This window comes from Pseudomonas sp. Sample_10 (genome assembly GCF_004321495.1).
Classification (GTDB): domain Bacteria; phylum Pseudomonadota; class Gammaproteobacteria; order Pseudomonadales; family Pseudomonadaceae; genus Aquipseudomonas.
Window position 1 is genome coordinate 43,592 of the sequence record NZ_RCOE01000272.1, and the last position, 10,739, is coordinate 54,330.

Below are 10,739 nucleotides of genomic sequence, written 5' to 3' on the forward strand. Positions count from 1 at the left end.
ACAAGGATCGTGGCGATCAGGTGCCGGCAATCAACTGCCGAGCCGCCTGGCTGTGATCGGCGATCAGACCTTTGAGATCCAGCCCCTCGACCTGTCCATCGATCACTCGCCACTTGCCGCCGACCATCACCCGATCCGCACGGTCCGCGCCGCACAGCAGCAACGCTGACACCGGGTCATGGCTGCCGGAGAACCGCAGCTCATCAAGCTTGAACAGCGCCAGGTCGGCTTGCTTGCCCACCGCGAGTTCGCCGATATCGGTACGCCCCAGCAGACTGGCCGAACCTTTGGTTGCCCAACCCAGCACACGTTCCGGCGTGATCTTTTCAGCGCCGTAGCGCAAGCGTTGGATGTACAGCGCCTGACGCGCTTCGAGCATCATGTTCGAGGCGTCGTTGGACGCCGAACCGTCCACGCCCAAACCGAGCAGCGCGCCGGCGTCAGTCAGTTCGATGCTCGGGCAAATGCCGGAAGCCAGGCGCATGTTCGAACTCGGGCAATGGCAAATACCGGTGCGGGCACCGCCGAGGCGGGCGATTTCGTCCGGGTTGAAATGAATGCCGTGTGCCAGCCACGTGCGCGGGCCGAGCCAGCCGACGCTGTCCAGATAATCCACGGTGCGCAGGCCGAAACGTTGCAGGCAGAAGTCTTCTTCGTCGAGGGTTTCGGCCAGGTGCGTGTGCAGGCGAACGTCGAGTTTGTTCGCCAGTTCGGCGCTAGCGGACATGATTTCCGGGGTCACTGAAAACGGTGAGCACGGCGCCAGGGCGATCTGGATTTGCGCGCCGTCGCCACGTTCGTGGTACTCGGCGATCAGGCGTTGGCTGTCGTCGAGAATCACCTGGCCTTCCTGTACGGTCTGCTGCGGCGGCAGCCCGCCGTCCTTTTCGCCGAGGCTCATGGAGCCGCGCGTCAGCATCGCCCGCATGCCCAGTTCGCGAACACTTTCGACCTGTACGTCGATCGCGTTCTCCAGGCCTTCGGGGAACAGATAATGGTGATCGGCCGCGGTTGTGCAGCCGGACAACAGCAACTCAGCCAGCGCGACTTTGGTGGCGAGGGCGAGCTTTTCCGGGGTCAGCCGAGCCCATACCGGGTACAGGGTTTTCAGCCACGGGAACAACGGCTGATTGACCACCGGTGCCCAGGCGCGGGTAAGGGTTTGATAGAAGTGGTGATGGGTGTTGATCAGGCCCGGCAGAATCACATGTTCGCGGGCATCGAACACGGCATTGCATGGCGCCGATGGTTGTTGACCGAGGCCGAGCACTTCGACGATCACACCGTCTTGCAGCACAAGGCCGCCACGGGCATCGAGATCGTTGGAGGTGAAAATGGCGAGGGGATTTTTTAACCAGGTACGGGTCGCAGGCATGTTGGCCGGCTCCTCTGAAAGTTGGGTTCAGGGTTGCCAGCTCAGTGTTGCCCTGTCTGCTGATCCAGGGTCGCCGGGGAGGCGAGATGCGAAGTTTCGATCAAATCGCCGCCATGGGCAAGCCCGGTCCGACCGAACAACCCATGCTCCTGTGTGAGCGAGCAAGCTCGCTCACACAGGGGCGGCGGATTACCAGGGAATGGTTTCACCCCGATAATTGACGAAGTGATGCCCGCCCTTGCCGACGTACGCGTTCACCTGATCGACCAGACCACGGGTGCTGGTCTCGACATCGATGTCCGCACCTTCACCGCCCATGTCGGTTTTCACCCAGCCCGGATGCATCGACAGCACCGTGAGTCTGGTTTCGCCCAATTGCGTGACGAAGCTGTTGGTCATGGAGTTCAGCGCGGCCTTGCTCGCCTTGTACAGTGCCAGCTCCGGCGCGTCGGGCATGGTCACGCTGCCCAGCACCGAGCTCATGAACGCCAGGACGCCGGTGTCCGGGCGGATCTGCCCGACAAAACGCTGGGCCAGGTTGATCGGTGCCACGGCGTTGGTGAAAAACAACTGACCGACGTCGGCCAGCGTTGCACCACCATTCGGCGTCTGGACGTCCGGGCCCTTGACCCCGGCATTGACGAACAGCAGGTCGAACACCTCGCCCTTGAGCTGTTGGCTCAAGGCGAGCACCGCTTGCTGATCGTCCATGTCGAGTTTCTCGATCCGTACTTCGCCCAGCGCCTTCAGCGCATCGGCATTCTGCGGGTTGCGCACGGTAGCGGTGACTCGCCAGCCATCGGCCAGAAGGGTCTTTACCAGGCCAAGACCCAAGCCGCGGGAGGCGCCGATGATGAGTGCGGTTTTTGCCGTAGACATGAGTGGCTTCCTTGTAGATTCAGAATCGTGGATTCAATGGACACTGTTGCCCAAGCCGTTGTTGCAACTCTTCGCGCAGGGCGCCGAGTTCGGCCATGCGGGTTTCGATCAGTTTGAGTTTGTCTTGCAGCAATTGCGTGACGGCGCTGTCGGGATCAGGCGACTGCGAGATGGCCGCGACGCTGTCACCGATCTCGCCGAGGGTAAAGCCCAGCCGTTGAGCGGTCTTGATGTACTGCACCAGTTGCACCATGTCGGGCGGATAGTCGCGATAGCCATTGGCGCTGCGTTGCGCCGCGATCAATCCGCGCTGCTCATAGAAGCGCAATGTGTCACGGCTGACGGCGCTGGCCTGGGCTAATTCACCGATGCGCATTTTCTCGACTCATGGAGGGCTTGACCCTGGAGCATACTCCAGGCTTTAGCCTTGTTGCTCCCTGAATTGATGGAGCAATGTCGATGTGGACTTCAACGCAATACCGTCGCTTGGTGCAAGGCAGTGCCTGGTATGACCTGATCGTCACGGCGGCGTTTGTCACGCCCTGGAGTTTCGCCCTGTTGCATGGGCTTCTGACGGGGGTGAGCCAGGCCCTGAATTTGCCCGGTGAGCTGCCACCGTTCGAACCGGTACACCTGTTGATGGCGAATTTGTTGGGCTCGATTGTCTGCGTGTGGTCGGTGTTGCGGATTCGTGATCCGCAGCAGGTTTATGGACGCTATGACGCGGTGGCGCGGTTTTTGTTCGCCGCGTGGCTGGCATATGCCCTGGCCCACGGCGCCAGTTCGTTGGTGGTGGGTTTCCTGGTCCTCGAACTGGCGTGGGGCATTGCTCAGGTGTTGCCTGTCAGGGCCTCATCGCGGGCAAGTCGAATCGTCGCACCGCTGCTCCCACCAGGCGCTCGGGTTTAAGCGAGGTCTGTGTCACATCATAAAAACCTGTGGGAGCTGGCTTGCCAGCGATGAGGCCGGTGCAGTCGTCATCAATGTCCGGCCTGCCACGGCTGCCCCAGCGATACCGGCGCATACAACCGCGTGCGCAATGCATCGCGCGACAGCAACACCAGCACCACAATAGTCGCGACATACGGCAGCATCGCCAACAGACTCGACGCAATCGCCAGCCCCAAGCCCTGTGCCACCAGGTGCAGGATGCTGGCGAGGCCGAACAGATACGCACCGAGCAGCAGGCGCCACACCCGCCAACTGGCAAACACCACCAGCGCCAGCGCTATCCAGCCGCGTCCGGCGCTCATGTTCTCCGCCCACATTGGGGTATAGGCGAGGGATAAATAAGCCCCGGCCAACCCGGCCATGGCACCCCCGAACAACACCGCCAGCGTGCGTACGCGCAACACCGGCAACCCCATGGCGCTCGCTGCATCGGGGTTTTCCCCGACGGCCTGAATGATCAGCCCGGTGCGGCTTTTCAGTACCACCCAGGCCACCAGCGCGAATAACGCGAATGACAGATACACCAGCAGATCCTGGGCAAACAGCATCCGCCCGATCAGCGGAATGTCGCTCAAGTACGGGATCGCCAGCGGCTCGAATCCTGTCAACGGTTTGCCCACCCACGCCGCGCCGACAAAGGTTGAAAGCCCCACGCCGAAAATCGTCAGGGCCAATCCGGTCGCGACTTGATTGGCGTTGAACATCAGTGCCACCAGTGCAAACAGGGACGCTAACAACATCCCGGCCAGCATCGCCAGCAACACACCCAGCCACAGGTTGCCGCTGTTGAAGGCGACGATGAACCCGATCACCGCACCGAACAGCATCATGCCTTCCTGGCCCAGGTTGAGTACGCCGCTTTTTTCGCAAACCAGTTCGCCCAGCGCCACCAGCAACAACGGCGTACCGCAGCGCACCATGGCGTAGAAAATATTGCTCAGCAGATCGATATCCATCAAAGCGCTCCTGCGTGTACGGCGGTGGCGGGTGCGCGGCGTGCCCAGCGCAGGTTCAATCGCGGTCGATAAAGAATCAGCACATCACAGGCCAGCAGGAAAAACAGCATCATTCCCTGGAACAGCTGAGTGATGGCCTGTGGCAAATTCATGCTCATTTGCGCGCCCTCGCCACCGATGTACAGCAGCGCCATCAACAGGCTGGAAAGCAGAATTCCGACGGGGTTGAGCCGCCCAAGAAACGCCACGGTGATCGCCGCGTAGCCGTACCCCGGAGACACCTGCGGTACCAACTGGCCAATGGGACCAGTGACTTCGCAAACCCCCGCCAGTCCCGCCAGGCCACCGCTGATCAACAGCGCCAGCCAGATCAGGCGTTTCTCGCGAAAGCCGACGAACCCGGCCGCGCGCTTGTCCAGCCCGAGCACTTTTATCTGGAAACCGACAAAACTTTTCTGCAACAACACCCACACCGTTACCAAGGCGAGCAGGGCGAAATACACCCCGGCGTGCAACCGGCCATCCTCCGTCAGCAGCGGCAACCGGCTGGCGTCACCGAACATCGCCGATTGCGGAAAGTTGAAGCCTTCGGGGTCTTTCAGCGGACCGTGGACGCAATACAACAACAGGTTCAGGGCAATGTAGTTGAGCATGATGCTGGTGAGGATTTCATTGGCGTTGAAGCGGGTTCGCAACCACGCGGTCAGGCCGGCCCATGCCGCGCCGGCCAGAACTCCGGCCAGCAGGATCAGAACCAGTGCCCAGCGGCTTTGCATATCAATGATGTTTACCGCCAGCGCACTGCCAGCCAATGCGCCAAGCAACAGTTGACCTTCGGCACCGATGTTCCAGATTCGCGCCCGGTACGCGACCGCCAGGCCCAGTGCGCACAGCAGAATGGGCAAGGCCTTGACCAGCAACTCACAGACGCCATACAAGTCACTGACCGGCGCGATCAGCAGGGTATGCAAGGTCAGCCAGGGGGCATGTCCCAATGCCAGGAACAGCAATGAGCCACAGCCCAGCGTGAGGACCGCCGCCAGCAATGGCGAACACCACAACATCACCTGTGATTGCTGGCCCCGGGGTTCAAGAGAAAGCAGCATGTGACTCTCCGTTAAAGTGTGGCGGACACCGAGGATTGAGGGGTATCGAACTGGCCGGCCATCCAGCCACCGACATCGGTCAGGCGGGTATCGACGGTGGCTTTGAGTGGCGACATTCGTCCGCTGCACAAGGCGCCAAGGCGGTCGCTGATCTGGAACAGTTCGTCGAGATCTTCAGATATCACCAGGATCGCCGCACCTGCATCGCGCAAGGCAATCAGCGCGCGATGGATCGTCGCGGCGGCCCCGACGTCAACGCCCCAGGTCGGGTGCGCGGCGACCAATAGCCTGGGCTGCTGGAGGATTTCCCGGCCGAGAATGAATTTCTGCAAGTTGCCACCGGACAGGCTGCGGGCCGGTGCTTGCGCGCCCGGAGTCTTGACCCCGAAACGTTCGATGATGGTGTTGGCCAACGCCTGGACTTTGCCGCGCTGGATCAGGCCGTGGCTCACCAGTCCTTGCTGGAAAGCAGTGAGCAGTGCGTTGTCCGCCAGATTCAATTCCGGTACGGCGCCATGCCCCAGCCGCTCGGCAGGGACAAATGCCAGCCCGCGCTGGCGGCGTGCGTCGGGGCGCAAATGCGCGACCGGTTCGTGGCCGAAACTGATCCTGGCGCCATCGGCGCGAGCCAATCGTTGTTCACCGCTGAGCAACGCCAGCAATTCATCCTGACCATTGCCGGCAACCCCGGCGATGCCGACGATTTCACCGCTGCGCACTTCAAGGTTGATGCCGTTGAGCGAACAGCCGAATGGATCCGGGTTGTGCCAGGACAAACCCTGCACATTCAGCCAGACATCCCTTCCCGTCGCTTTTGCATAGTCAGTGATCAACGCCGCCGCTTCGCCGACCATCAATTGCGCCAGTTGCTGATCCGAACACTCGGCCGGCACACAGTGCCCGGCTACCCGACCAGCCCGCAGCACAGTCGCGCTATGGCACAACGCGCGGACTTCAGCGAGTTTGTGGCTGATGAACAAAATGCTGCAGCCCTCTGCAGCGAGCCTGCGCAAGGTGACGAACAGCTCATCGGCCTCTTGCGGGGTCAGCACCGACGTCGGCTCATCAAGAATCAGCAGGCGGATGTCCTGCATCAGGCAACGAACGATCTCCACCCGTTGCCGTTCGCCGATCGACAGGCTGTGGACAAGTCGCTCCGGCTCCAGGGCCATGCCATAGCGCTGCGACACTTCACGAATCTTCGGTTCCAGCTGTCTTGGCGTTCCAGCCGCCGCACCCATGGCCAGGGCGATGTTTTGCGCCACGCTAAGCGTTTCGAACAGCGAGAAATGCTGGAACACCATGCCGATTCCCAGGCCACGCGCCTGGGCGGGATTGCGCATGCTCACCCGCTGCCCTTGCCATATCACCTCGCCTGAATCGGCATGGGTGACGCCGTAGATGATCTTCATCAGGGTACTTTTACCCGCGCCGTTCTCCCCCAGCAGGGCGTGTATTTCACCGGGTGCAATGCTCAGGTCGATAGCGTCGTTGGCCAGGCAGCCGGGGTAGCGCTTGCTGATTCTGCGCAATTGCAGGCGAAGGGTTGCATCGACAATGGGCGCGGCGTGGGTCATGACAGGCTCGGTTCGATTGAAGTTATGCCTGTGGATAAAGCAATTTTCTGGCCAGTAGGTCAGGAAATCATCCGAGCCGTTTGAACCGGAGCGTTGAGTCCGGCACTTCGCTGGGCGGGATGTAAACCGCGGCACCATCTGAGGGCAAAGCCGTTGATCTGGCTCCGGTTTTGCGCGTGCGTTTTTGGTCAAAAAATGAGCAGTGCGCTGCAAGCCATGCCGGATATGGGGCCGCGTCAGCCATGAACGGGTTATCCACAGATTGCTCCACAGTATTTGTGCGCAAGCTTGAAACTTGGGCATAAGCGCTGTGTGGCTTTCTTCTAAAGGTGATAAACCGATCTAACTAATTGTTTTTACTTTGGTTTTAACGTTTTGACAGTGAATTGGATGAAAAATGAGCAAAGTCCGCAAAGCCGCATGACAGAAGGGTTACAGCAGTATGTGCTCAGGTTATCCACAGTCGGGTGCACAGTAGATGTGGGCAAATATGGAATAGGGGATAAAACCCTGTGCCCCAAAAGATCGCAGGGGAAAACTGCGATCTTTTGACTCAGTCAGCGCTGCAAGAGAATGCGCCCACGGCTCAAATCGGCGAGTTGAGTTTGCAAGGTGGCGATCTGCTCGGCCCCTACAGCCAATTGCAGTTCTACGCCATTGGCCGTGAAGTCCTCTTGCACCACCAGCCCGCCGTTTTCCACGACGCGCAACTTCACCAGCACGAGTTCGCCAAATGCACAGGCGCACCGCAGCGGCACGCGGCTGATCAGTTCTACCTTCGGCGCCGCTTGCAGACATTTGTTGGCGCCACCGCCATAAGCCCGGGCCAATCCGCCGGTGCCCAGTTGAATGCCGCCGTACCAACGAATCACCAGCACCGCGACCTGATCGCAATCCTGCGCTTCGATCGCCGCCAGGATGGGTCGTCCCGCAGTGCCGCCGGGTTCTCCATCATCGGTGCTGCGGTATTGATCGCCGAGCTTCCATGCCCAGCAATTGTGCGTGGCATTCAGGTCGCTGTGCTGTTCGATGAACGCCTGGGCCTCGGCAGGGCTGCTGATCGGCGCGGCGTAGGTGATGAAGCGGCTTTTGCGAATCTCTTCGCGGTATTCGCAAAAGTCGCTGAGGGTAAAAGGCATAGTCGTCTTAGAGAGTTGGCGTCAGGCCGCAGCCTTTGAGAATGATGCGAATCAGGTTGTTGCCGGCGTCTTCCATGTCCTGCCTGGTCAATTTGGTACGACCGCTGACTCGGCAGATCTGCGTGGCGAAGTCAGCGTAATGCTGAGTGCTGCCCCACAACAGGAATATCAGATGCACCGGGTCGACCGGATCCATTTTGCCAGCGTCGATCCAAGCTTGAAACACGGCGGCACGACCCTGGAACCAGGTGCGATAGTCCTGGTTGAAATACTCGGTCAGGCATTCGCCGCCGCTGATGACTTCCATGGCGAAGATTCGCGAGGCTTGCGGCTGGCGCCGGGAAAACTCCATCTTGGCGCGGATGTAACGCGTCAGCGCTTCGGCCGGATCATCGTCGGCGGTCAGGGTATTGAAGGTGCTGTCCCACAACTCGATGATGTTGCTCAGCACCGCCACATACAAACCGAGCTTGTTGGTGAAGTAGTAATGCAGGTTGGCCTTGGGCAGCCCGGCATTCTGCGCGATGGTGTTCATGCTGGTGCCTTTGAACCCGTGACGGGCGAACTCGTCTTCGGCGGCTTTGATGATGGTCTCTTCGTTTTTCTGACGAATGCGGCTGGCGGGTTTTCCGCCGTGGGCTGGGACTTCAAAGGTCATGGGCACTTCCGATCAGGTGGGTGGGTGCGGGCATTGCGTTGATAGCGCACCCACAGGCTCCAGACAAGTCCTTATGCGGCGCAACGATCATTAACGCGTCGCCGCCAGACTCTCCAGAAAACTCTCCAGCACCAAATGTGGGCGACGCCCCTTGCGCGTGACCGAGGCGAGACTCAAATCGTAGAAGCGCGTTTTTGATTTCAGCGCGCGCAATCGACCCTGTTGCACCCAGAGACTCGCGTAATGGTCGGGCAGGTAGCCGATATAACGGCCGGTCAGAATCAGGAACGCCATACCTTCGCGGTCCGACGCGCTGGCGGTGCAATTGAGTGCCTGGTAATGGGCCTGGATCTCCGCCGGCAGGCGGAAAGTCGGGGCGATGGCGTCCTGACTGTTGAGGCGCACATCGTCCAGTTGCTTGTCGTCGACATAAAACAGCGGGTGGCCGACCGCGCAATACAGCAGCGAGCGCTCGCTATACAGCGGTTGATATTCCAGCCCCGACAGGGCACTGGCCTGCGGCACCACGCCGACATGCAGGCGACCGTCGAGCACACCTTGCTCCACTTCATTGGGCGCGATCATGCGAATCTGGATTTGAACGTCCGGGCCACGTTCCTTTAATTGCGCGAGGGCGTGGGTGATGCGCATGTGGGGCAGGGTGACCAGGTTGTCAGTCAGACCAATGGTCAACTCGCCGCGTAAATGCTGATGCAGACCATTGACCTCGGTGCGGAAACTTTCCAGTGCGCTCAGCAACTGCAGCGCTGATTGATAAACCTCCCGGCCTTCTTCGGTCAGGGAAAAACCGGCACGCCCGCGTTGGCAAAGACGCAAACCCAAGCGCTGCTCCAGGTCGCTCATCTGCTGGCTGATGGCCGAGCGACCGATGCCGAGCACTGTTTCCGCCGCAGAGAAGCCGCCGCATTCGACGACGCTGCGAAAGATCCGCAACAAGCGAATATCAAAGTCGCTGACTTGCGCCAGTGGATCGGGACGGCGGCTGGACATAGTTTAGTGATGACCTGACTAAAGGTTAGAAAAGTTGGATTTCACCGACTTTATCCCCGTGGCAATTTAGCTGCAAGAACGGTTTTTATATCCCTATGTCGCTTATCGCCTTGCGAGGTTTCGCTCATGAACTTGCCTGAAAACGCTCCGACATCCCTGGCCAGCCAGCTCAAACTGGATGCTCACTGGATGCCGTACACGGCCAACCGCAACTTCCAGCGCGACCCGCGCCTGATTGTCGGTGCAGAAGGCAGCTGGCTGTTCGACGACAAGGGCCGCAAGGTTTATGACTCGCTGTCCGGTCTGTGGACGTGCGGCGCCGGGCACACCCGCAAGGAAATCCAAGAGGCGGTGGCCAAGCAACTGGGCACCCTGGATTACTCGCCAGGCTTCCAGTACGGCCATCCGCTGTCCTTCCAATTGGCAGAGAAAATCACCGACCTGACCCCGGGCAACCTGAACCACGTGTTCTTCACAGACTCGGGTTCGGAGTGTGCTGACACGGCCGTGAAGATGGTCCGCGCTTACTGGCGCCTGAAAGGCCAATCGACCAAAACCAAGATGATCGGTCGTGCCCGCGGCTACCACGGTGTGAACATTGCCGGCACCAGTCTCGGCGGTGTGAACGGTAACCGTAAGTTGTTCGGTCAGGCGATGATGGACGTCGATCACCTGCCGCACACACTGTTGGCCAGCAACGCTTACTCCCGTGGCATGCCGGAGCAGGGCGGTATCGCACTGGCTGACGAACTGTTGAAGCTGATCGAACTGCACGACGCTTCGAACATCGCCGCCGTATTCGTCGAACCAATGGCGGGCTCCGCCGGTGTCCTGGTTCCGCCTCAGGGGTATCTCAAGCGCCTGCGCGAAATCTGCGATCAGCACAACATCCTGCTGGTCTTCGACGAAGTGATCACCGGTTTCGGGCGTACCGGCACCATGTTCGGCGCCACCACTTTCGGCGTCACCCCGGACTTGATGTGCATCGCCAAGCAAGTCACCAACGGTGCTATCCCGATGGGCGCGGTGATCGCCAGCTCCGAGATCTACCAGACCTTCATGAACCAGGCGACGCCTGAGTACGCGG

At 60.2% G+C, this 10,739-nt stretch carries 11 protein-coding genes; 2 read left to right on the plus strand and 9 right to left on the minus strand.

The annotated features are described in order from the left end of the window. Positions 1–16: 16 nt before the first annotated feature. The 3 genes from D8U18_RS25765 to D8U18_RS25775 form a co-directional block, all read right to left on the minus strand. Complete coding sequence (locus tag D8U18_RS25765; protein ID WP_131108921.1) at positions 17–1,375, minus strand: 8-oxoguanine deaminase; 1,359 nt, start codon at positions 1,373–1,375, stop codon at positions 17–19. 189 nt (positions 1,376–1,564) lie between these two features. Continuing rightward, positions 1,565–2,254 (minus strand): SDR family oxidoreductase, encoded by a 690-nt coding sequence (locus tag D8U18_RS25770; protein WP_056852521.1) that lies wholly within the window; start codon positions 2,252–2,254, stop codon positions 1,565–1,567. A 19-nt stretch (positions 2,255–2,273) separates the two neighbouring features. Beyond that, positions 2,274–2,630, minus strand: a complete 357-nt coding sequence (locus D8U18_RS25775) for a MerR family transcriptional regulator (protein WP_056852522.1) — start codon at positions 2,628–2,630, stop codon at positions 2,274–2,276. A gap of 83 nt (positions 2,631–2,713) precedes the next feature. Between D8U18_RS25775 and D8U18_RS25780 the strand changes: the two genes are divergently transcribed. Continuing rightward, positions 2,714–3,163 carry a hypothetical protein gene (locus D8U18_RS25780; RefSeq protein WP_131108923.1) on the plus strand — a complete coding sequence of 150 codons (450 nt, stop codon included), beginning with the start codon at positions 2,714–2,716 and terminating at the stop codon, positions 3,161–3,163. Between the two features lie 71 nt (positions 3,164–3,234). Here the strand turns inward: D8U18_RS25780 and D8U18_RS25785 are convergent, their stop codons facing one another. From D8U18_RS25785 to D8U18_RS25810, 6 genes are all read right to left on the minus strand, one after another. Continuing rightward, positions 3,235–4,161, minus strand: coding sequence for an ABC transporter permease (locus tag D8U18_RS25785; protein ID WP_056852524.1), 927 nt, complete (start codon positions 4,159–4,161; stop codon positions 3,235–3,237). Further along, positions 4,161–5,267, minus strand: coding sequence for an ABC transporter permease (locus tag D8U18_RS25790; protein WP_056852525.1), 1,107 nt, complete (start codon positions 5,265–5,267; stop codon positions 4,161–4,163). The genes D8U18_RS25785 and D8U18_RS25790 overlap by 1 nt, the downstream gene beginning before the upstream one ends. 11 nt (positions 5,268–5,278) lie before the next feature. Then, positions 5,279–6,844: an ABC transporter ATP-binding protein gene (locus D8U18_RS25795; RefSeq protein WP_131108925.1), complete on the minus strand. Its 1,566-nt coding sequence runs from the start codon at positions 6,842–6,844 to the stop codon at positions 5,279–5,281. Positions 6,845–7,401: 557 nt separating this feature from the next. After that, positions 7,402–7,983: a YigZ family protein gene (locus D8U18_RS25800; protein WP_056852527.1), complete on the minus strand. Its 582-nt coding sequence runs from the start codon at positions 7,981–7,983 to the stop codon at positions 7,402–7,404. Positions 7,984–7,990: 7 nt separating this feature from the next. Beyond that, complete coding sequence (locus D8U18_RS25805) at positions 7,991–8,641, minus strand: TetR/AcrR family transcriptional regulator (RefSeq protein WP_131108926.1); 651 nt, start codon at positions 8,639–8,641, stop codon at positions 7,991–7,993. Positions 8,642–8,731: 90 nt separating this feature from the next. Beyond that, positions 8,732–9,652: a LysR family transcriptional regulator gene (locus tag D8U18_RS25810; RefSeq protein ID WP_130905783.1), complete on the minus strand. Its 921-nt coding sequence runs from the start codon at positions 9,650–9,652 to the stop codon at positions 8,732–8,734. Between the two features lie 126 nt (positions 9,653–9,778). On the opposite strand from D8U18_RS25810, the gene D8U18_RS25815 reads away from it, so the two are divergent. Then, a partial coding sequence (locus tag D8U18_RS25815) for an aminotransferase class III-fold pyridoxal phosphate-dependent enzyme (RefSeq protein WP_131108927.1) occupies positions 9,779–10,739 on the plus strand: 961 nt, incomplete at its 3' end.